The sequence below is a fragment of the Pelagicoccus sp. SDUM812002 genome (genome assembly GCF_031127835.1).
Classification (GTDB): Bacteria; Verrucomicrobiota; Verrucomicrobiia; order Opitutales; family Opitutaceae; genus Pelagicoccus.
The window spans coordinates 171,981-193,583 of sequence record NZ_JARXHX010000005.1 but is presented as its reverse complement, the minus strand read 5'-3'; the positions used below and the strand labels follow the sequence as shown (position 1 = coordinate 193,583).

At 53.6% G+C, this 21,603-nt stretch carries 17 protein-coding genes; 7 read left to right on the top strand and 10 right to left on the bottom strand.

The features are described 5' to 3' along the window. Positions 1 to 37 precede the first annotated feature (37 nt). The 3 genes from ggt (at position 38) to QEH53_RS09840 (ending at position 4,301) form a co-directional block, all read left to right on the top strand. Positions 38 to 1,759 carry a gamma-glutamyltransferase gene (ggt, locus tag QEH53_RS09850; protein ID WP_309023011.1) on the top strand — a complete coding sequence of 574 codons (1,722 nt, stop codon included), beginning with the start codon at positions 38 to 40 and terminating at the stop codon, positions 1,757 to 1,759. 18 nt (positions 1,760 to 1,777) lie between these two features. Continuing rightward, the gene (locus QEH53_RS09845) at positions 1,778 to 3,058 is read left to right on the top strand and encodes a dipeptidase (protein WP_309023010.1); all 1,281 of its coding nucleotides are present in this window, start codon (positions 1,778 to 1,780) and stop codon (positions 3,056 to 3,058) included. Positions 3,059 to 3,164: 106 nt separating this feature from the next. Beyond that, positions 3,165 to 4,301, top strand: coding sequence for a glycosyltransferase family 1 protein (locus QEH53_RS09840; protein ID WP_309023009.1), 1,137 nt, complete (start codon positions 3,165 to 3,167; stop codon positions 4,299 to 4,301). On the opposite strand, the gene QEH53_RS09835 is transcribed toward QEH53_RS09840, so the two are convergent. The 3 genes from QEH53_RS09835 to QEH53_RS09825 form a co-directional block, all read right to left on the bottom strand. Then, positions 4,298 to 7,753: an ATP-binding protein gene (locus tag QEH53_RS09835; RefSeq protein ID WP_309023008.1), complete on the bottom strand. Its 3,456-nt coding sequence runs from the start codon at positions 7,751 to 7,753 to the stop codon at positions 4,298 to 4,300. The genes QEH53_RS09840 and QEH53_RS09835 overlap by 4 nt on opposite strands. A 241-nt stretch (positions 7,754 to 7,994) precedes the next feature. Next, positions 7,995 to 9,338, bottom strand: a complete 1,344-nt coding sequence (locus QEH53_RS09830) for an MATE family efflux transporter (RefSeq protein ID WP_309023007.1) — start codon at positions 9,336 to 9,338, stop codon at positions 7,995 to 7,997. A 119-nt stretch (positions 9,339 to 9,457) separates the two neighbouring features. Then, the gene (locus QEH53_RS09825; protein WP_309023006.1) at positions 9,458 to 9,772 is read right to left on the bottom strand and encodes an STAS domain-containing protein; all 315 of its coding nucleotides are present in this window, start codon (positions 9,770 to 9,772) and stop codon (positions 9,458 to 9,460) included. Between the two features lie 123 nt (positions 9,773 to 9,895). Between QEH53_RS09825 and udk the strand changes: the two genes are divergently transcribed. Genes udk through QEH53_RS09805 form a run of 4 tightly spaced genes read left to right on the top strand, consistent with a single transcriptional unit; the run spans position 9,896 to position 14,179 of the window. Continuing rightward, entirely contained in the window at positions 9,896 to 10,534 is a 639-nt protein-coding gene (udk, locus tag QEH53_RS09820) for a uridine kinase (protein ID WP_309023005.1), read from the top strand. After that, positions 10,512 to 11,249, top strand: coding sequence for a sugar transferase (locus QEH53_RS09815; RefSeq protein ID WP_309023004.1), 738 nt, complete (start codon positions 10,512 to 10,514; stop codon positions 11,247 to 11,249). Before udk ends, QEH53_RS09815 begins: the two co-directional genes overlap by 23 nt. A gap of 18 nt (positions 11,250 to 11,267) precedes the next feature. Further along, positions 11,268 to 12,449 carry a hypothetical protein gene (locus QEH53_RS09810; protein ID WP_309023003.1) on the top strand — a complete coding sequence of 394 codons (1,182 nt, stop codon included), beginning with the start codon at positions 11,268 to 11,270 and terminating at the stop codon, positions 12,447 to 12,449. Further along, the gene (locus QEH53_RS09805; RefSeq protein WP_309023002.1) at positions 12,446 to 14,179 is read left to right on the top strand and encodes a SpoIIE family protein phosphatase; all 1,734 of its coding nucleotides are present in this window, start codon (positions 12,446 to 12,448) and stop codon (positions 14,177 to 14,179) included. Before QEH53_RS09810 ends, QEH53_RS09805 begins: the two co-directional genes overlap by 4 nt. An 11-nt stretch (positions 14,180 to 14,190) precedes the next feature. On the opposite strand, the gene QEH53_RS09800 is transcribed toward QEH53_RS09805, so the two are convergent. The 7 genes from QEH53_RS09800 to QEH53_RS09770 all read right to left on the bottom strand — a co-directional run bounded on the left by QEH53_RS09800 (position 14,191) and on the right by QEH53_RS09770 (position 21,575). After that, a complete protein-coding gene (locus QEH53_RS09800; protein WP_309023001.1) occupies positions 14,191 to 14,826 on the bottom strand; it encodes a hypothetical protein in 636 nt (211 codons plus the stop codon). 81 nt (positions 14,827 to 14,907) lie between these two features. Next, positions 14,908 to 15,195, bottom strand: coding sequence for a YhbY family RNA-binding protein (locus QEH53_RS09795; RefSeq protein WP_309023000.1), 288 nt, complete (start codon positions 15,193 to 15,195; stop codon positions 14,908 to 14,910). Positions 15,196 to 15,226: 31 nt separating this feature from the next. Next, complete coding sequence (locus tag QEH53_RS09790) at positions 15,227 to 16,915, bottom strand: ATP-binding protein (RefSeq protein WP_309022999.1); 1,689 nt, start codon at positions 16,913 to 16,915, stop codon at positions 15,227 to 15,229. Positions 16,916 to 17,054: 139 nt separating this feature from the next. Further along, positions 17,055 to 17,345, bottom strand: a complete 291-nt coding sequence (locus QEH53_RS09785; RefSeq protein ID WP_309022998.1) for a hypothetical protein — start codon at positions 17,343 to 17,345, stop codon at positions 17,055 to 17,057. 76 nt (positions 17,346 to 17,421) lie between these two features. Continuing rightward, a complete protein-coding gene (locus tag QEH53_RS09780) occupies positions 17,422 to 18,294 on the bottom strand; it encodes a hypothetical protein (protein WP_309022997.1) in 873 nt (290 codons plus the stop codon). Between the two features lie 546 nt (positions 18,295 to 18,840). Continuing rightward, a complete protein-coding gene (locus QEH53_RS09775; RefSeq protein ID WP_309022996.1) occupies positions 18,841 to 19,749 on the bottom strand; it encodes a thiamine pyrophosphate-dependent enzyme in 909 nt (302 codons plus the stop codon). Between the two features lie 17 nt (positions 19,750 to 19,766). Continuing rightward, entirely contained in the window at positions 19,767 to 21,575 is a 1,809-nt protein-coding gene (locus QEH53_RS09770) for a 2-oxoacid:acceptor oxidoreductase subunit alpha (RefSeq protein ID WP_309022995.1), read from the bottom strand. Positions 21,576 to 21,603: the final 28 nt, after the last annotated feature.

Sequence of the window (21,603 nt, the reverse complement as noted above, 5' to 3'; positions counted from 1 at the left end):
ACGCCTAACCTCGCCAACGCCAACTCAACCTAAAAAGATGTCTACTCATTCATGTGTCGCCATAATCGGTGCCATCGGACTCGCCGCATCACTTTTTGCTGCACCTGAGCCGCCGATCTACAACAGCGTTTCGACTTCCCATCCCGAATCCGCCCTAAATGGGATGGTTTCAAGTCGCGAAAAACTCGCCAGCGAAGCCGCCCTCCTAGTCCTTAAAAACGGAGGAAACGCCATCGACGCTGCTGTGACGTTAGGCTTTGCGATGGCGGTCACCACTCCGCAAGCCGGCAACATTGGTGGAGGTGGGTTCATGATGATCCACTCTGCGGATACGAATACATCGGTAGCCATTGACTATCGTGAAAAAGCTCCGCTCGCCGCTACACGCGATATGTTTCTCGACGAATCCGGCGAGGTGGACAAGGAGGTTTCCCGCTACAGCCACCTCTCTGCCGGCGTACCAGGCACGGTTGCTGGATTCGCCCTCGCCCTTGAAAAGTACGGTACGATTTCCCTCGCCGACGCAATCGCGCCCGCAATCGATCTGGCAGAAAATGGATTTCCCGTGAATGAAGATTTGTATCAATCTTTGAAGACCGGAAAAGCCCGAGTGGAAAAACATGCTCCGCACGCGATGAAGGACTTCTATGACGAAGATGGAGTTCCCCACCCGCCCGGACACGTCATTACCCTACCCTTGCTCGCGGAGTCTTTGAAACTCATTTCCGAGCAAGGGCCAGACGCGTTCTACAAAGGCCCGATCGCAGACTTGATCGTCAAAGACATGGAGGCAAACGGAGGACTCATTACTATGGACGATTTGGAAGGCTACGAAGCTGTAGTGAGAATGCCAGTACGGGGCAGCTATAAAGGCTACGAAATCGTATCCATGCCTCCACCCAGTTCCGGCGGCGTGCATATCGTACAGATATTGAACATTCTCGAACCCTTCGACCTGAAAGAAAGCGGCCACAACAGCGCCAAGACGATCCATCTCATGGCTGAAGCCATGAAGTTCGCTTACGCAGATCGTTCCAAGCATCTCGGCGATAGCGACTTCAATCCCATTCCGGTAGATTGGCTGACCTCAAAGGAATATGCCGCTGACATTCGCTCCCGCATGAACACCGAGAAGGCGACCCCCAGCGTCGAGATCCTACCGGGCGAAGCGATTCACGAAGGTCTAGACACTACGAACTTCACGGTGATCGACAACAAGGGCAATGCGGTCGCCAACACTTACACGATAAACTTCACCTTCGGTTCCAAGATCATGCCTCCCGGCACCGGTTTCTTTCTCAATAACGAAATGGACGACTTTTCCTCCAAGCCCGGTGTTCCCAATGCCTACGGACTCATCGGAGGAGAGTTCAATTCGATCGAATCGGAAAAACGTATGCTTAGCTCCATGTCGCCGACAATCGTGCTAAAAGACGGAAAGCCATTCCTTCTCACAGGAAGTCGCGGAGGCAGTCAAATAATCACCGTGAGCCTACAAGTTATCCTCAACGTTCTCGAGCATGGAATGAACCTCTCCGAGGCCGTATCCGCTTCTCGCATACACCATCAATGGCTGCCGGACATTCTTGGAATGGAGCGAGGAATCAGCGTGGACACCCAGGCCCTGCTCGAGGAGATGGGCTACGACGTCAAGGTAGGCGGCGCGATGGGCACCGCGAATTCCGTTTCCCTGCAAGATGATATATTCTACGGTGCGGCTGACCCTCGTCGCCCTGACACTTTCGCTACTGGCTTTTAGCCTCACAGAGACAAGACGATGAAAAATACAATATTCGCCCTTTTCCTCGTTGGCCTAGCTGCCACGAGCCTTTTCGCCGACAAGCCAGAGAGAACGCCGCGTACCGACTGGAGCGAGGCCAAACTGGAAGAGCTAGCACGGAAAATACACGAGAATTGCCTCACTTTAGATACGCACATGGACGTGCCCATCGTGTTGAAGCGACCGGGCTTCAACATCTCTGAGGAACACCGCTGGCACGAGCACGCTAGCCAAGTAGATTTTCCGCGGATGGAGAAAGGTGGGATAGACGGCGGTTTTTTCGTGGTCTATGTTGGCCAAGGACCGCTCACGCATGAAGCTCGCAAGGACGCTATCGCGTCGGGTTTCGAAATTGCGGATCTGATCCATAAGGTTGTCGAGGATCACCCCACCCTTGCCGCCATCGCCACCACCCCTGAAGAGGCATACGCAATCAGGAACGAGGGTAAACGCGTCGTCTTTCTCGGTATCGAGAATGGCTATACAATAGGTCGAAACCTCGACCTGCTAAAAGACTACTACGACAAAGGTGTACGCTATTTCGGAGTCACCCACAGCAAGAACAACGATCTGGCTGACTCCTCTACGGATCCAGAAGGGAACCTGCATATGGGACTCTCCGACCTCGGCCGCGCCGCGATCGAAGAATGTAACCGTCTCGGCATCATGGTCGACATCTCGCACTCGTCGGACAAAACAACCTGGGACATTCTAGAGTTTTCCAAGACTCCGGTGCTCGCCTCGCACAGCGGTTGCTACGCCTGCTATCCCCATCCGCGCAACCTCAACGACGCGCTCCTCAAGGAAATCGCTGCTCGCGACGGAGTGGTGCAGATGAACATGTTCAGCGCCTACATGATGGATGTCGAACCTGACGAGGAGCGTTCCAAAGCCATGAGGGCTTGGTTCGAACAGTACCGCAGCGGCCGAGAGCTCAGCGAAGCTGAGCAAATCGTAGCCACCGAAAAGTATATCGATTTGCAAAAGAAATTCCCAAAGCAACTTTCGACAGTTTCCGCAGTTGTAGACCATATCGACCATATGGTGGAGGTCATGGGAATCGAGCACCTTGGACTCAGCGGCGACTTTGACGGAGGTGGAGGAGTCGAAAACTCCATGGATATCGGGCAGATGATGCCAGTAACCATCGAGATGCTTCGCAGAGGCTACACGGAAGAGGACCTCGAAATGTTTTGGGGAGCCAACGCGATGCGCGTCCTGCAAGCCTCCATCGACTACTCAGCCAGTTTACAAGAGGAGGAGGATTCCGAAGGCTAAGGGAGAGGAGACCATGTCACCAGATCGTTACAACTTTCAGATTTCAATCGCCAAAGACCTGCTCTAGCTCAAGCGTATCCGTGCCCTATCGGGCACGAAACGCATCGTGAAACTAGCGCTTGTCACCGAAACGTACCCTCCCGAAATCAATGGAGTCGCAATGACTCTAAGCCAGCTCGTCAGCGGGTTGCGCGAAAAAGGGCATCGCGTTCAAGTCGTACGACCGTTGCAAGCCCAAGAATCAGGCGAACCCAAGGCCAGCTCCGAAACGATCAGCGTATTTGGACTTCCGATCCCTCGCTATCCGGATCTCCGCTTCGGACTTCCGTCACGCAACCGCCTAATTCACGCGTGGCAAGCTTCGCCACCCGACATTGTCCACGTAGCGACCGAGGGGCCACTCGGCCTCTCCGCTATTCGAGCCGCCAAGGTTTTGGGAATTCCCACAACCTCCACCTTCCACACCAATTTCCATAGTTACAGCGAGCACTACAATGCGCGATTCGCGACCCGCATTGTTCTCGCATTCCTACGCTGGATACACAATCAAACGCGCTGTACCATGGCCCCCACTCGCGAATTGGCAGATGAACTGGCTGGGGAGGGTTTCAAGAACATGAACGTCTTCGGACGCGGAGTAAACCTGAAGGTCTTCAATCAGCAAGCGCGCGACGAAAACCTCCGAAAAAGGTGGGGCGCGGAAACAAATGCTCCGGTGGTCATCCATGTCAGCCGATTGGCAGCGGAGAAAAACTATGAGCTTCTCAACAAAGCGTATTCACTTATTCGCTACAGTCGTCCCGATGCTCGCTTCGTCATTGTAGGCAGCGGTCCACTCGACAAAAAGCTGAAACGCGACTTTCCCTATGCGATTTTCCCGGGCTCAATCCCCCTCGAAAATCGAGAGGAGCTAGCAAGACACTACGCATCCGCCGATGCCTTTCTCTATCCTAGCAAAACGGAGACCTACGGCAACGTCGCTACCGAGGCGATGGCTTGCGGAAATGCGCTGGTGGGATTCGACTACGCCTCTCCGGGGCAACACGTCCAACACGGCCAAAACGGGTTAGTCGCTGATCTTCAAGACGACGACAGCTTCCTGAAACACTCGCTGGAAATCGCAACCAACGACACCCTACGCAGGCAGTTAGGCAATGCAGCAGCTGCATACTCGCCGACTTTTGACTGGCAGCCCATCGTAAATCGTTTCGAGGGAATCCTCGAGCAAACGATTAACGGTTAAAGCAAAGGTCTCACACTCGACGCGTCACCACTCTCTTCCTTGAGATGACGATACGTTTTCGAAATTATTTCCTTTAGGTCGTCTGGCTTAAAAGGCTTGGTCAAGTAACCATCCATGCCGGCGCCAAAGCAATTCTCACGGTCTTCACGCATCGCATTCGCAGTGAGAGCGATAATTCTCGGACGCTTCTCGCCCCAGCGCTTGATGATCTCTCGCGTCGCTTCGAGACCGTCCATTTCCGGCATCTGGATATCCATGAAAACGAGATCGTATTCGTTTTCGCCAATCATATTCACCGCTTCCACACCATTTTGGGCGACTCCGATGTCGTATCCCATCTTTTTGAAAAGCCGGATAGCCACCTTCTGATTGATCGCGTTATCCTCTGCTAGCAAAATGCTGAGTGGCATCTGCTCGCCAAACTTTGTTCCATCGTTGGAAACCTTCTTGACGCGGGGAGCTGCTCTACCCCCTGCTTCCAACATTCGAGACTTAACGTTCTCTAGTTTGTAAGGCTTTAGCAATGACAAGGTGTTAGCGTCAGCGTTCTCTCCCAGGTGCATCCCCCCCAGGCGTCCTGTGAAAACTACAGTCAGTTTATCATTACCCAAACCACCGCGAATCCTATCCTTCAGTTCCTGATACTCAAAACCACCGAGGCCTGACTCTACAAAAACAACCTCCGCCGCGGGAGCCCTCACAGCGAGCGCCTCAAAATCGTCGATCTTCGCACCCGAGAAAACCTCCACTCCGAAAACTTCGAGCTGACTGGTCAGTGCTTCGCAACTGAAGCCATGATGATCGAGCACGATCGCCTTACGACCCGCCAATAAGCTGGGGACACGAGCGCTCCCAATGTCGAAGCTAAAAGACGCGCGGTTGAAAGAGACCGTAAAATGGAAAGTCGAGCCCACCCCCTCGTCACTTTCGACCCACATAGAACCACCCATCAATTCGGCAAGATTCTTACTGATTGCGAGACCAAGCCCAGTGCCCCCGTACTTACGAGTCGTCGAAGCATCTACCTGGCTAAAAGATCCAAAAAGTCGATCGATCCGATCTGCGGGAATACCAATTCCAGTATCCGTGACTTGGAAGTGAAGGATGACATCGTCGTCCTTCACGTGAAACGGTTCTACACGTACCACAACACCACCCTTGGCAGTAAATTTAACGGCGTTGCCAATAAGGTTTACGATCACTTGTCGCAAACGGGTTGGATCGCCCAACAATGATCCTGGTATGTCCTTCCCGAATACGTAGGATATATCGAGCCCCTTCTCCGTCGCCTGGATCGCCAAAGTATCAATCGCTTCCTCGATCGTGTCGCGCAAATCGAACATGATGTTCTCTAGCTCAAGCTTACCCGACTCGATTTTAGAGAAGTCGAGGATATCGTTAATCACCACGAGCAAAGCTTCGCTACTAGCACGAATCGTATCCACATAGTCCTGCTGCTCATTTTCAAGGGCAGTCTCCGCCAAAAGGCCGGTCATACCGATAATACCATTCATCGGCGTGCGGATTTCGTGCGACATATTCGCCAAAAAGAAACTCTTCGCCCGATTCGCCTCTTCAGCTTCACGCATCGTGGCGCGGAGTCTCTCCTCGGAGCGCTTTTGCTCGGTCACTTCGTGGAAGAACCAAACCCGTCCGTAGGATTCGCCAAGTGGAGAAGAAATAGGGATCGAAGTTCGCTCGAAGGTGCGTCCGTCGGCGAATTCCAGGATATCTTTGAAGGTTTCGCTCTCGTTGCCCGAAATCATCATCGCACGCTCGAAAAAGGATTCCGAATCATCGACTTGCTTCGAGGCGACGCTCCAGATCTTTTCCGGGCGGCCAACATCCATCAAGTTCGTGGACAAGCCCCAGATCTTGCAGAAACGTCGGTTAAAGTTGGATACGATACCGCGTTCGTTGACTACGAGGATACCGTCAGTCGCAGCTTCACTCTGCGCCTTGAGGACAGAATTGTAGCGCTTGAGAAGATTCTGTCGACGCTTGTTGTGCGTGACGTCGGTACCTGTCACCACCAAAGCGGAAACGCGACCTTTCTCATCCTTCACCGAAACGGAGCGGAAATAAATATCAAGCTGGCGGCCCGACTCTGTCATGACCTGGACGTCGCCCTGCCAGTGACCGTACTCTAGAGTCTCCTGCAGAATCTTGTCGTAGACATGCTTTTCGCCGAAGAGGGACTTTACGCCTCCCTTACCATTGAGAACGTCTATGGTTTGGTAACCGACTATGTTTACGAACGAGTTGTTTCGGTAGAGAGCCTCTCCGTTTCGATCGACCATGAGGACGAAGTCACTCGATGCCTCAACCGCGGCCGATACCATACGAAGCCTCTCCTCCGACTCCTTGCGCATCGTGATGTCCTCAAAAATCCCATACCAAACCACATTTTTGCCAAAGCGCTTTTCAGGTACCGCTTTAGTGGCAACCCACTTTTGGCGACCTGATGGGGTATTGACACGATACTCGATGTGGAGCGGAGCCAAGTGCTGGCTCGAAACCGCGAGCGACTCATAAACACGTTCAAGATCTTCTATGCAGACTGCGCCCATCGCAACAGAAGCATCCTCCATCACAGCCGCTGCTTCCACGCCGAGAAGCTCCTGAACCTTCTCGCTGATGTAAGGGAAACTTGGCGTGCCTGATTCATCCATCGAAAGATGGAAATAAACTCCAGGGACTTGGTTCGAAAGACGGTCTAGCTCGTGAGTGCTCTTCTCGAGCTTGCTCTGTACGCGAACTTCCTCCGTCACGTCACGCATGCAAATCACGAAATCGCCATCCTGTGACGAAAATATCGATACAGAAAGCTCGGTGCTTACTCCCTCAGCGCTGAAGACCGACTTCTGAAAAACCGAGGGGGCACCCTCCAAAGCCTCCTCGAAATGGGCGTCGAGATCGAGATCGCTAAAAAATGGAAATACGCTTTGAAGCTGACGTCCGGCGGCTTGTCCTTCCCCAGCTCCGAGAAACAGTTCAGCAGCCCGATTCGCGAAACGGACAACGAAGTCCCGATCGGTTCCTTCGTCGTTTCGACCGCTCACGCAGATCACTGCATCCGCAGTAGCGTGCAAGGCCCTCTCCAGACTTAAGGCGGAACCATTCGATTCGATCTGATCCCTCCAGATCGGCTCGAGATTCCAAAGACGGCTCACTTCGCCGAGCTTGGTGACGACTACATTACAGGCAATCGGCCCCTCTTCGATAGGAGAACGTAGGGCCAGCAATGCAGAACCTCTCTCTAGATCAAGGCACTTTTCAGCGTTTTCGAAAACCGCATCCAAAGGAGCGTCTTCCAATGCCGAGATATCTGGAGTGCCCGCCAACAGATGCCCAGCCGCTCGATTGGCTACAGAAATCTTGTATCCCGAAACAATAATTTGAGCTTGGGGAGACTTGGCAAAAACTTCTTTGAATATGTGGGAAAGGCTCATCGGATCGTGGAGGGACAGAAGCTAGCCCAGCGTAAGCGTCTGTCGTTCTGGACCTTCGACAGAGTTACACATTGTGGGTTACAAACGATACTGAGCATGGAGGTGGGCATGAAGTATTCTAGAGCGTCGCTTCGATCCTTCCCCATCGACAATTTCCTCAGCAACTTTACTCAAGCCCGTAATTCTTCCCAGAGCATCCACACTACTTAGAGAATGAGGTGTTCCCTCCAGACAATCTCTGTCAGTAATTTCTAAAACGCGAGTACAGACGCCCCCAAAGCAATACCGCAGACAAAAGCAGTCCGAAAGCTAGCCCAGACCAAACTCCCACCGCTCCGAAATCCCAGGAGAATCCTAAGAAGTAACCCAAAGGCAGAGCCACGACCCAGTAACTTCCAAACGTTATCCACATGGGAACTGTCACGTCAGACATCCCTCGCAACGCACCCATGCAAGCGACCTGCGCCCCATCGAAAATTTGAAACATGCCCACCACCACAAAGATGGCAGCAGCGGACCGGATAACCTCATCGTTTTCCACGAACTGCCGGGCCAGCCACTCCCCTCCGATCAAGAAAACCAGGGCCGAACCAATCGTTTGCAAAAGCGTAAACCAAAAGGTCGACAAATAAATTAGCTTCATACCCGCCCAATCGCCCGCGCCCAAAGCCGCGCCGACTCGAATTCCGCAAGCGATCGACACGCCTAAGGGAATCATAAAAGACATAGCTGCGCAGGACATGGCGATCTGGTGTGCCGCGAGCGCTTCTTTCCCTATCCAGCCCACCATGATTCCAGCGCCTGCAAAGGCTCCAACTTCGAACAAATGCTGGGCTCCCATCGGAATGCCCAGCTGGAGCATGCGACGAAACTCCGGCCATTCGTAGCCACTAAGCCAGCGGCGCGGCAGTAGGCCAGCGAAACGTTTCGCCCTTAAAGTCAGGGCAAACATCAGCGCCGCGACCGCGAAGCGAGAAATCAAAGTCGCCCAACCCGCCCCCATCAGCCCCAGCTTCGGAAATCCGAAGACTCCAAAAATGAGCAGCCAGTTGAGTAAGACGTTCATGCCGATCCCACAGAGCAGCACCAGCATCGGTATCTGAGACCAGCCTAACCCTTCCCACACGCTCTTCAGGCAGTGATAAAACAGAGCAGGCAAAAGAGAAATCACGACCAGCCAGTAATAGCCGCGAGCCGCCTCGACCACGACCGCGTCCTGACCGTAATGGTCCAAAAAAAGCGAATTGGCACCTAGTAACCCAATGGCGACCAACGAGACCACCACTGTGAGGGCCAAACCATGACGCACATGACGTCCGACTTGCCGCTTGTCACCGGCTCCTTTGGACTGCGCAACCATCACCGTCACCGCAGCAAGCAAACCCATCAGCGCGACCAGCGGTACCACGAAGACGTTGTTCACGAAGGCGGCCGCCCCCAGCGGAGCGACGCCGACTTGGCCAATCATCAAGGTGTCGACCACCCCGATCAAAATTTGCCCGAGGTTGCCGAGCACGATCGGCCCAGCGAGCCAAAGAGTAGTCTTTAGCTCCGACGTCCATTTACCTGTCGATTCGCCCCCCATATCGTTAAGGGCGTAGAGCTAGTTCGGCGCTTGAAGGCGAGCAATGTAAAACGGCACGGGGAGCGAAACCCGCCTCGATTACGTATCCAAAAAACGTATCCAAAAAGCGAATCTTCCGCCTAGCTCGCGATATCGAAAATGCGATGCAGACGAAGCAGCTCTATAACGGATTGGACCGGTGCCTTTACGTTCTTCAGCCGAACACTGGCTGTTGCTCGAGGCAAACGCTTATAAACACCGAGCAAGGCTCCCACACCAGAGCTGTCGATAAAGTCGACTTTGGAAAAGTTCAGCTCGACAGCGGTCACGCTGTCGCTCCAGAGGGATTCGATCTCCTTCTTGAAATCGCGGGAAGACGCGGCATCCAAACGGGCCACCCCAACTTCGGCGCAAAGCGTTCCTTCTACTGTTTGTCCTTCAATTACGATACTCATGTTTGTGGGAAATTTGAAAATAGGAATGTTTCAAACGCAGGAGTGCGGAGACTCCACCTATAGAACGACGCAACGCCCCAACGCTTGAGCTCCCGTACAAAATTCCCCTATGCTCGCGCCAACATGCAGAAACCTACTCTCCTAGGCATCGTCGGTGGCAGTGGCTCCGGAAAAAGCTGGTTGGCCCGACACCTGAAGGAGAGCCTTGGCCCTCAGAAGGTCGCCGCCCTTCAACAAGACTGGTACTATCGCGACCTCAGCCACCTCCCCGAGGAGAAAGCAGCTAAGACTGATTTCGACACCCCGGCCTCCCTGGAGCTCGATTTGCTGGAGTCCCACCTCCGCGAGCTCTCAAAGGGCCATCCTGTCGAAGCTCCTCAGTACGACTTTTCCCGGTTTTCGCGAAAAAATGAAACGCTCACCATCGAACCTCGCTCCTTGATCATAGTGGATGGACTCTTCATCCTGCACGAGAAGCCGATCGCTAACCTGTTGGATATCAGCGTCTACGTGGACACTCCCAGCGATGTCCGGCTCCTGCGACGCATCCGCCGAGATCTTAGCGAACGCGGCTACGAGCTGGACCGTATCCTCCAATTTTGGGAGCACGATCAAATCCCCAGTTTTACCAAATTCGTACACCCCCAAAGCAAACGCGCATCATTAATATGGGACTCCATGCAAGATACTGCTTTGGTGCCTGCCCTTCTGGCCGATTTACAGAATCGAACAACCAGATATGCAGACCAACCCACAATCTAAAGACGAGGAAATCGTCGACTACTGGTCGAAAGCAGGGACTCCAGTCGGCAAAGCCCGTCTCAACTTTCGCGTAAAATCCAAGCGGTTCGTTTGGGCCTTGGTACTAGGATTCTCCCTCGGTCTCAAGCGAGTCATCGACATCGTCGCCTCGGCTTGCGCCCTGCTCGCCCTCTCTCCTATCTACGCAGCGACCGCCTTGTTGATCAAACTCGAGGACCGCGGACCCATCTTTTTCAAGCAAGAACGTGTCGGATACCGCGGCACTCGCTTCTATATGTGGAAGTTTCGCTCCATGTGCATCAATGCCGACCAGATCAAGGATCAGCTTCTCGCCCAAAACGAGCACGGCAGCGCAACCGTAACCTTCAAGATGAAGCACGACCCACGCATCACCCGGGTGGGGCGTTTCATCCGTAAGTACTCGGTAGACGAGCTTCCCCAATTCTGGAATGTCTTTTGCGGCGAAATGTCCATCGTTGGCCCTCGCCCCTGCGTTCCACGTGAGGTCGTTATGTACACCGTGGAAGATCGCGCCCGCCTCCTCGCGAAGCCGGGGCTTACTTGCTTTTGGCAGGTAGCCGGTCGCGCCGACATCGATTTCGCAGGTCAAGTCCGCCTCGATGTGGAATACATCCGCTCCGAAAGCGTCTGGCTGGATATCAAGCTTCTCTTCAAAACCGTTCCCGCCGTTCTTCTAGGCAAGGGAGCCTACTAATCCCACCACAGGCCCCACATGAAAAAGACCTGGCACCTCCTCCTCCCTGATTGGAGTTCCTACGATACCCTCTGGCAATCGGAACGACCCTTCACCCTTTGGCCCATCGGTAACCAACCGCTCATCTCTTATTGGATGGACGAAGCCGTAAACCAAGAGATCGAAGAGATCACAATTTATACTGCCGACCGGCCCAACGAGCTCCGCAACTATCTAGATAGCGGCAATTTCTGGTCGCGTACGGTACACGTCATCCCGATCCGCTCTGACGAAGAGGCGCCCGAGGATGCCACGCCGGTCGTCGGCCTCCCGCGGGTCAACCGTCTGCCACAGCCGATCGAAGGCGAAGCCGGACTCTTGCAACAATGGCTGCGCCTCAACCGCGAGTGGCTTGACAACCTTCAAGACCACACACTCAAAATCGAGGTCAAACACCCAGCCGGTGGATGGATCGGTCCCCACGTACGCATTCATCCCAGCTCCAAACTCGTACCACCTTTCTGGATACAAGGAAAATGCGAAATCGGACCCGGATCCCAAGTTGGGCCCTACGCCTGCATTGGCGAAAACACCATAATTGACGAGAACGCTATCGTACAACGGTCCATCGTACTCCCTGGGACCATGGTAGGCTGCAACACTTCGCTTGAGGAAGTCGCAGTGGAGGGAGGACTGCTCCTCGACAGCAAGCGGGGTTGCCGCGTCGCTATTACCGATTCCTTTATCCTTTCCAACATAAGTGAAAAGCTTTCCAGCCCTAGCATACTAGAACGACTCGTCGCTCTCATGCTATTTTGCCTGGTATCTCCCGTGGCCGCCCTCTCTCGTATCGATTGGAGCGAGCTAGAAGCCCACGACGGACGCGGCGGAGCCCTTCGTCTCAAAACCGGCAGTCGCGGGCGACTCATCGTTCGCCGCTGGCACTGGCTCAAAGAGGTGATGAAAGGTCGCATGCGTCTCGTCGGCATATTGCCTCGACCTATCGACTGGACTTCCGAAGCGGCCGATCTCGACGTAGCCCGACGCCTAGCTAAGACGACGCCCGGCGTCATCGCGCTATCCGACGTGCACGACAGCCATAGCCCTCAAGACCCCACAGAGTGGATACACGCTTCCTATCAGGCTCTTTGCGATGATAAGAGCATCGGAAAGCTCATCCGCTCTAAAATTTGGAAGCTCGCCTTTAAACCAATTCAATGAGTTCAGGCTCGATAGCGTATCACGAAACGGGATACTGCGAATTTCCCGCTGATCTCGAACGCGTTGCGGAAGTGTCCGCATTGCTGAAAAGCTTTTGCCAAAGAAACTGTTTGGACGAAACCCTCTGGCCACAACTTGACCTCGCCATCTGCGAGTCCTTGAACAACGCTGTCGAGCACGGATGCGAGGAAGACTCCTCTCTAACGGTCAGGGTCAAATGGTCATGGATTGACGAGCGACTCATCGTCGAAGTGGAAGACCCAGGTCCCTTTTTCGAACCTACGGGCGACGCGAGCCTTCCCGACGATCCCACCTCCGAATCTGGACGCGGTTATTTCATCATCCAGTCTATCGCCGAATCATTCACAGCGGAAAAGACCGACTATGGACACAAGGTCACGCTGCGATTCGCTACTCATCCTGCCTCCGATATCCTCGTCAAGACTGAGGAAATGTACTCCATGTTGCAAAACCTCACCCACGACCTAAATCTCGCATATGCCGAGCGCGATATAATTGCCGGTCTCGCGCACGACCTGACGAACTGCCCCGCTATCGAAACCTTTATCGAAAAGAGCGTGCAGCGCCTGCGCGGAATCGTTGAAATCACGCAAGCTAACGTCTGGACCTTAGAGACAGACGGAAGCCTGGAAAATGCATACCACGAAGGCAGCGAGCAGATGGAAATCCGCGAAGCGGTGATCTCGCACGACCAAGCCTGCGCCTGCACCACCGTAATCGCTTCCGAAAAAGAGCTTTGCGTCGAGTACTGTAGCCACCTAGACGAAACCGACCCTCTGTATGAAAGGTCAGGTTGCGCCATCGTCATTCCCATCCTCTACCAGAGAGACTGCCTAGGCACCATCGCTCTGCACGCGGACGAGCAAAGCAAAAACACCCTTTTCGAAACAGCCCTACCGCTCACGCGCACCTTCGCTCAGTTTCTTGGCTTGGCCTACACAAGCACAAAGACCTTCCGTCACCGCGAGGAACACGAGCGCTCGCAAACACAACTTCAAGTAGCCGCTGAAATCCAGCAGTCTTTGCTCCCTTCATCGTATCCGAGTAATCAATACTGCCGTTCTACCGGCCGCTGCGTCGCGGCCATGGCCGTCGGTGGAGACTACGTGGACGCCATCGAAATTAGGGATGCCGGCTTGCTCATAGTGATAGCCGACGTCATGGGTAAAGGCGTTCCGGCTGCGCTGCTCGCCACTATCTTTCGAACCGCCATCCGATCTCGGCTCAACCTCGCTGAAACTCCCGGTTGGTTGCTCGCCAAGATCAATAAACAAATTTACGACGAACTCGGTCATTTGAACATGTTCATCACCGCTCAAGCCGCTTTTCTATCCTACGACAAGAAGGTCCTAAAATTAGCGAGCGCTGGGCATTGTCCCGCCATCCTTCTCGATTCCGTTACGAAAAAGACCGAACTTCTAGAAGCTGAAGGCATGCCGCTCGGTATCGCTCCAGAAGACTTATACGAGGAGAATCTAATCCAACTTTCGGATACATCGAAGCTCCTTTTCATAACCGACGGCTTCTACGAAGCTGAAAACCCAAAAGGGGACATGCTCGGAATGGAGCGCTTGATCAAAGCCATCCCCGGAATTTGGGAAGACGGACTCGAAGCGGTCCCCCAAAAAGTCTTTGGCATGGTTACGAAATTTGCCAATGGACGTTCAGCTACCGATGACCAGACCATGATGGCCCTGGAAATCCTCTAGCGAAACGGATGTTACGAACGCATACGGCTCGAAAGACGCTGCAAATCGATTTCCAAACTGTCGTCAGACAACTGGCGAGGATCCAAAGTTTCCAAGAGGATTGAGATGAATCGCTTCAGGTCTTCCTCGGTAAACGCGGACCTATTGCGAGGAAGCTGCAGCAAGCCCGCAGGTATTCCGCGCTTTTGTGAAACGAGTTCGTGCATCATGCGATAGCACGTGTAATTGGCGAGAGCCATGCCCGCAGAATGTGAAGGCACGGCCATAAACGTGTGGGCAGTCAACTTACTCGCAAGCTCGCGATAAGGCAGCGTCGTCCAATAGCCAGCATCGCCAGCAGGTTCGATGAGCTTGCCACGCGGGCGGCGGCCAATCGCATCCTTTTGGGAGACATCCGTTTCGTTGATAGCGATACGCTCGATAGAGATGGAATCGCCCGCCTTTTCGGAGATAATCACGACCGCATCCCAAGGGCGATCAAGCAAAGCAGCCAGCGGCGAGAAGCAGTCGTCCCACCGTGCCGGCAAGACGAGAGACTCGACTCTATGATCACCGCAATCGACTGCAGCACAACCGGTAACGCATTGACAAGCAACCGACTGTGAAGATGAGTCGATTATTTCTAGACCGGCCAGCAATAAATTCATAGCGACAAAACTAGCGGAAAAGCGCTCAAGGTCAAAAAGCTCGATTGAATTAAAATCGAATTTTACGAATCTGCGCGATGCTCAGTCGACTTCCGGGGTTTCCGGCATCTTCCGGTAAAAGCTCCGCTTCTTACCGACGCCACCGACGCATTGGCTTCCCGTCAAACGTTCGACCATGGCGCTCATGGTCTCGATCTCAGTGCGATCTGCTTTGAAGGCGATTTTGATTAACTCGTCTTTGTCGAAAGCCTTGCGAAGTTCCACTACGACCGGCTCAGCCAAGCCGTTTTTGCCCACATGCAATGCGGGCTTTAAACGCTGAGCGTAACCACGGAGCTCTGACTTTTCCTTGCTGCTAAGCAAATTCATCCAGCTCTCTTGGGAAGGTAGGACTCGAATGTCAATCGAGAGATAGCTCCGAGCGAGCTCTGTTTAGACTCTCCTCTAAGCGCTCCAAAGTAAGCGGCTTGGAGAGGTAGTCGTTCATTCCCGACTGGATGCAGCGTTCCTTGTCCCCTTGCAGGGCATGAGCAGTGACCGCTATTATATACGCGCCCGAGCTCTCGTCGCCAGCCTCGCCTTCGCGAATCATACGCGTCGTTTCCATTCCGTTAATCGGGGCCATACGAACATCCATCAAGACGATATGGAAGTCGCCGCTCTTCATTTTCTTGAGAGCATCCACCCCATTCGTCACCGTCTCAGCATTGTATCCAAGGTGCTGCGACAGTTTAGAGGTGATGAGCAAATTATTAGGGTTGTCATCTACTACTAGCAGCCGAAGAGGACTATTCTCTTTTGATCCTTCCACAGAAGCCTTTTCAGAAGGTTTCATCATATATTTTTCCTCAACATTCACCTTGGAGTTCAACGGTGCCCTAGAGTACAGTTTTCTGGGCAAGTGTATTTCTAAAGCAAATACGCTTCCTTTATCAAGCTCTGTTCTTTCGATCCAGATATCCCCTCGCATCGCCTCGCACAGGCGCTTGCAAATCGCAAGGCCGAGCCCCGTACCGTCGTAGTTATTGGCATCGCGCGAGTGAGCTTGAGCAAAGGGACAAAACAAGGAGCGAATCCTTTCTGGAGCAATCCCGACCCCAGTATCCTCTACCCTCACCCGTAGGCAGAGATGGCCTGCGTAATCGCTCGTAGTCGTGGTGGCGGTAAGCGATATTTCCCCTTCGCGGGTGAACTTGTAGGCGTTGCTCAGCAGATTGATGAAGATCTGTTTCACACGGGTCTCATCACCCAGCAAGACCTCGGAACTCACGCGAGCATAATCCACATTGAAGGTGATCACCGAGTTTCGCACCTTGGTCCCGAGGATGGATTGGACCTCGATAAAAATCGATTCCAGATCCATTTCCTCGCACTCTAGCTGCAAGTGACCCGAGTCGATTTTCGAGTAGTCAAGTACCTGCCCAATCAGCTCGATCAACAACTTACCGCTGTGATTGATAGCTTCAACGTATTCCTCTTGTTCTTTGGTCAGGGCGGTGCTGGAAAGCAGATCGCAGAATCCAATCACCGCATTCATCGGCGTTCGGATCTCGTGGGACATATTTGCCAAAAAGTCTGACTTCGCTCGGCTCTCGGACTTTCCAAACTCGACCTCCGCTTTCGCGGACTGCAGAGCTGATTTTAATGAGCGATTGGCTTGGGTGACATCGCGGAAAAGCTCTCGCATCTCAGTCAGCTTCAATACCGCATTCTCGGAATCGCCTATCGGCTCGCCGCCGCTTTCGCAAATCCGGAGCGACCCTACCAGCACTGAGGAAACCGATCCATCTTCCCAAAATTCGGGCATGAAAATAACCGATCGCTCGGTGAGCTCGAAACCATGAAGCTGAACGTTCAGGAAACTTGCGGATCCCCTCAAGGCATGAACCCAAGAATTGAAGAAGGATTCGCTGTCATCCGGGGACAACCTAAAAAAGTCGCTCGCCTGCCGAGCGGTCGAGAGTAAACCAATTTCACCCCAACGCTCCTGCAATACCACGGAGCAGGCTAGCAGACGCCCGCTGGGATTGAAACGAATCCAATCCTCATAGAGTAGATTGAGGTTTTGCTCTGGAATGGCGGAGCGCATTTTCGAACGATTAAGAGGGAATGAGGAGGGTGACACGAGAACTATGCGCACAAAGACAGAGCCAAACAAATCCTAGCTCGGCTCAGGGTCAAATTTACCACGACGTTTATCGGAGTACGTCGGAAAATCGCTGCTTGAGCTAGGTTTTCTTCGTTTTGAAGACTGGAGACCACATTCTTAGCAAGTGCTCCGACAGATTCAGCATACTCAGCTTACCCAATCCCCCACCCACGACATCGGCGAAACCTGCCTCATGACGAGAGCGCTCCTCGAAATACTCCCAGAGCTCGGAGTTGAGAATCAAGGCAGCCGTCTCTCGCCGACGACTGGTCTCCGCAACTTGTACCACCCGATCGAACCAAAATCGACGTTCTTCTGGCAAGGATTCGATATAGTCGAAAAGCAGCTGCTCGTATCGGTTTAAGCTCATCTCCAATAGCGGTGCCAAGGCCTATCGCCGCTGGCAACATTTTTATAAGCTCCTGTATTCACCTGAACAATACAGCCTACCTAATCTTGCGCTCGCTCAGCCCATTGACAGCTCGCATGTCAGCTACGAACTGGCGCGTGAAGCTGATAAGCTGCGCCGCATCTTCGTCGGAGAGGTGAAGCTTTTTGAAGTCGAAACGCAGTAGCTTTCCCCTCACCAAGGCGTAGGTCATGGTCTGGACCATGGGCTGTCGGATCTCCTCCCGGTTCGTCTGGAAAACGAATTCTGAGACTGCGAAGTAGGTCACAACAGTAGGCTCGTCAATCGCGCGAAACCAATAACCATTCTGAAACTCGTCTACGTGTTCATCGTTGCCTCGCTTGAAAGCGATGTAGTCATCGTACTCCCAAAAGTCGTCGCGGTTGAGACGCCGGCGGCGCTCCTCGACGATGCGCTCCTTGACCTCCTCTTTAAAAGGGGCGAAGCCATCCTCGGTCATCGAGACGAACGCGTGCTCTTGAGGCACCCATATCAGCCCATAGTTGTTCACGTACTTCGAGCGCGTCGAGCGCACGAACTCCTGATTTGTAATCGGCAACACCAGAAGTTCTCCGGGCCTGCCCATCTGAGCTTGGCTGCGGTAAAAGTCCGACGTTGGTTTCACGCCCTCCCAGCCATGATAGGCAGGCACTCGGAGCTTCAAAGCGCCAGCCCGGATCGTCCACTCGTCAAAATAAGCGACTCCATGTCGATAGATCGGGTCGATCGCGCCCATCCGCGAGCGGCGCCGCAACTTCGTGCCCGGAATGAGCACCCTTTCGTTCACGCCACGCTTTTCCACATCTTGGGCTACGCGAGCGAGGGCAGCCTCCGAAGCCGCTCGCAATGCATCGTCGTCCGTCTCCTGACTCCAGGATACCGGCAGAGTCAGAAACGCTAACAACCCCACGCCCAGAGCACGCCTTCGTTTCGAACATCCCCTGCAAGTTTTTAAGATCACTTGGAGCACATCAGACGTTGCTGAGCACCGTTTTGTCAACGCGGGGATTCTATGGCTTCGGGCGATCATCCTAAGGGCTTCCCGTAGTAACGTACGAGGGCCAAAAAAGCTTGTGCAAAAGGCCCCAAATCAGAATGCTCCGTTCCATGTAAAAAAGCTGTTAGCGAGTGATTCCACAGCTCCCAGCGACCCGCTATCGAATCGGTGGGTTCCTATTTTCCTTTAGTTGATGTTAGTGGCCGGTCCGGGAGGGCCGGCCTTCTTCGTTTGGAGAAGAGCAAGTGTAAAAAGCCGGGTAATTCCGTAAAAACCTGCGTTTTAGTGGTTAGGCTAAACGCTCTTTGCGCCGAATAAATAGGCATAGGCAAAACGCCACCGAACGCACCGCGATCGGAAAACAGAATTTAGACTCTTAGTTGGTTGGTTAACTACAAAAGGCGCTCGAACGAAAGTTCGGGCGCCCTTTTTGTCTTGAGTTAAAAAGCGACGCCGTGGCTAGCGCATGCTGGCAAAGATTTGAGCGAGCAATTCCTTGTCGGACTTGTGGCCCACTTTCGCGCGGGTCGCCTCCACCAAGTCCTTCTCGAGCCGGTTTTTTGTCGGCTGCTGGGTCTCGTAGTACACGCCGAACTTACCAGGCCACGCCTCCTCCGCTAACGCGAGCGCTGCCGCCATGTCCGAGACGTCATGAGCGGTTTCGTCGATAAGCTCGAAGGCGCCGCCTTTGCGAGGGTTGCCCGCGTCGAACGCACCTTTGTTGAATTCTACGCACTCGCTGAGTATCTCGATCACCGAAAAACCATCGTGCTTGGCGGCCCTCTCGTACATTTCCATCATGTGCCTGATCTGGGTCGCATGAGTTCGGGCCACAAAGGTCGCCCCGCTCGAAAGCAATTTACGCATGGGGTTTGTCGGTCGGTCGAAGACACCCCAAGGATCCGTCTTCGACTTGAAGCCTTGAGGCGAGGTCGGGGAGGTTTGCTTTTTCGTCAGGCCATAAACGAAGTTGTCCATGATTACGTAGGTCAGGCGAAAGTTTTTCCGGCCCGCATGGTCCAAGTGATTGCCTCCTATCGAGAAACCATCTCCATCACCGCCAAATACAAAGACATGCAAATCGTCGCGACCTAAGCTCACGCCGGAAGCAAATGGGAGCGATCGCCCATGGATGAAATGTCCACCGTGCGTATTCACAAAATAAGGAAAACGCGACGAACAGCCGATCCCAGCGAGAGTCACGATGTTTTGCTGCGGAAGGTCGAGTTTCTCCAATGTCTTATAATAGGCGGCCAAAACCGCGAAGTCTCCGCAACCGGGACACCAGGTAGGATGGTCCGCTTGCAGGCTTTTTTTGGTGAGAACGCCGCGCTCGGCTTTGGCGGGAGAAGGTGATGCTGTGCTCATATCTTTCGGCTCCTAGCTTATCGGGTTGTGGCTTGAATTGGACTCACGGCATCAATGCCTAGCATGATCTCCTTTATCTTGAAGGTGAGTCCATCGGTCTTGGTGAGGCTACGAATTGCTGGGTTGCAATAACGTGCTCGCAGGAGCGTCGCCAGTTGTCCATATCCATAAAGTCCCTCATCGTTCATCTCCACGACTAGGATGCTCTCGTAGCGGTTAAAAATTTCTCCGAGGTCATTCGGAAGCGGATTGATAAATCGGATCTGCAGATGGCCGATTTTACGACCCCGATCGCGTTCGCGAATCACCGTTTCGCGAATCGGCCCCCAAGTGGAACCCCACCCAACGACGAGAACCTCTCCTTCGCTGTCACCAAAAATCTGAGACGGGGGAAGGTCTTCCGCTATCTGCTGGATCTTAGCCCGACGCTTCTTCATCATCTTCTCGTGCATCTGCGGATTCGCGGAGGGATGACCTGATTCGTCATGCTCAAGCCCAGTGACTTGCGGAAAAACTCCACCCTCGATCCAAGTTCCGGGCGGAGCATGTCGCGTGACTCGGCTCAAGTCGTATGGCTTGAACTCCTCCGGACGATCCTCTGTATCTAAAGTCGGCTCGATCATCAAGGCCTCAAGATCGGGCTCGTCAAAGGCTTCGATACGTGAGGCTAAAGACATGTCAGACAAAACGAATACAGGTACACTGTATTTGCGGGCAATTTGGCAAGCTTCGCGAGCGATATAGAAGCAGTCTTCCACATTCTCAGCTGCCAGCACCACGCGCGGGCAGTCGCCATGGCTGCCGTAGATCGCCTGCAACAAGTCGCTTTGCTCTACATTTGTTGGCAACCCAGTGCTTGGACCACCGCGTTGTATATTAATGACCACGAGTGGGATCTCCGCCATCGTCGCCCACCCGAGAGCTTCCATCTTGAGCGAAATCCCCGGGCCGGAGCTTCCCGTGACCGCGAGACGACCCGCATAGGAAAAGCCGATAGCCATAGATACAGCCGCAAGCTCATCCTCCGACTGCACGAACACGCCGCCATACTTCGGTAGTTGTTGGCGGAGCATTTCCATGATCGTCGACCAAGGTGTGATGGGGTACCCTGCCCCATGGCGCACTCCACCCGCGATCAGCCCTAGAGTCAGGGCGGTGTTGCCGTCCATGGTCACCTGTGCCGCTCCCTCCTGCCCCTCCTCGCTGTGGAAGGCGAAATAACGATCCAAGACGTTATCTATCGGATAGGAAAAGCCCGCATCGAAAGCGAGGTTCACGTTTCTAAGCACATCTTCCGCCTTGCCGCCAAAACGCTCCTCGAAGATCGCTCGTAGCTTGACCACATCGAGCTTGAAAATCCGAGAAAGGAGACCGAGAGCGAAGAGATTTTTTCCCTTCTCTCGACTCGAACCACCCAAAGCCTCAACCGTGAGAGCGGAAATCGGCACCCCGACTTTAACGAAACGCGTGTCTTGAGCATCCGGTTCCACATGATCCGAGTCGTACAACAAAACGCCGCCTTCCTTGAGAAAGCCAATGTGGTCCTCGTAGCTGTGTTGATAGAAGGCTAAAAGAAAATCCGCCTCATCACCAGCAGAGAGGACTTCTCCCGTGCCCATGCGGACCTGAAAAATCGACGGCCCTCCCGAAATCGTCGCCGGTATCGTCATGTACGTCATGACTTCCTGGGCATTCCTTCCGGCGAGCCGGGCGAGGAATCCTCCGATTGATTGAATACCGTCTTGCGAATTACCCGCCAGGCGAATGACTGCATCGCGAATCAATTCCTCGCGAGCAGGGATGGGGTTAGCTGAATTGTGGGGCATTTACGAGTACCGGAAGTAATTCTGCTGC

Bases quoted from the DNA above. Each gene is read 5' to 3' on its own strand.
- ggt (WP_309023011.1), top strand. From the start codon at position 38: ATGTCTACTCATTCATGTGTCGCCATAATCGGTGCCATCGGACTCGCC.
- QEH53_RS09845 (WP_309023010.1), top strand. From the start codon at position 1,778: ATGAAAAATACAATATTCGCCCTTTTCCTCGTTGGCCTAGCTGCCACG.
- QEH53_RS09835 (WP_309023008.1), bottom strand. From the start codon at position 7,753: ATGAGCCTTTCCCACATATTCAAAGAAGTTTTTGCCAAGTCTCCCCAA.
- QEH53_RS09830 (WP_309023007.1), bottom strand. From the start codon at position 9,338: ATGGGGGGCGAATCGACAGGTAAATGGACGTCGGAGCTAAAGACTACT.
- QEH53_RS09825 (WP_309023006.1), bottom strand. From the start codon at position 9,772: ATGAGTATCGTAATTGAAGGACAAACAGTAGAAGGAACGCTTTGCGCC.
- udk (WP_309023005.1), top strand. From the start codon at position 9,896: ATGCAGAAACCTACTCTCCTAGGCATCGTCGGTGGCAGTGGCTCCGGA.
- QEH53_RS09815 (WP_309023004.1), top strand. From the start codon at position 10,512: ATGCAGACCAACCCACAATCTAAAGACGAGGAAATCGTCGACTACTGG.
- QEH53_RS09810 (WP_309023003.1), top strand. From the start codon at position 11,268: ATGAAAAAGACCTGGCACCTCCTCCTCCCTGATTGGAGTTCCTACGAT.
- QEH53_RS09805 (WP_309023002.1), top strand. From the start codon at position 12,446: ATGAGTTCAGGCTCGATAGCGTATCACGAAACGGGATACTGCGAATTT.
- QEH53_RS09800 (WP_309023001.1), bottom strand. From the start codon at position 14,826: ATGAATTTATTGCTGGCCGGTCTAGAAATAATCGACTCATCTTCACAG.
- QEH53_RS09795 (WP_309023000.1), bottom strand. From the start codon at position 15,195: ATGAATTTGCTTAGCAGCAAGGAAAAGTCAGAGCTCCGTGGTTACGCT.
- QEH53_RS09790 (WP_309022999.1), bottom strand. From the start codon at position 16,915: ATGCGCTCCGCCATTCCAGAGCAAAACCTCAATCTACTCTATGAGGAT.
- QEH53_RS09785 (WP_309022998.1), bottom strand. From the start codon at position 17,345: ATGAGCTTAAACCGATACGAGCAGCTGCTTTTCGACTATATCGAATCC.
- QEH53_RS09775 (WP_309022996.1), bottom strand. From the start codon at position 19,749: ATGAGCACAGCATCACCTTCTCCCGCCAAAGCCGAGCGCGGCGTTCTC.
- QEH53_RS09770 (WP_309022995.1), bottom strand. From the start codon at position 21,575: ATGCCCCACAATTCAGCTAACCCCATCCCTGCTCGCGAGGAATTGATT.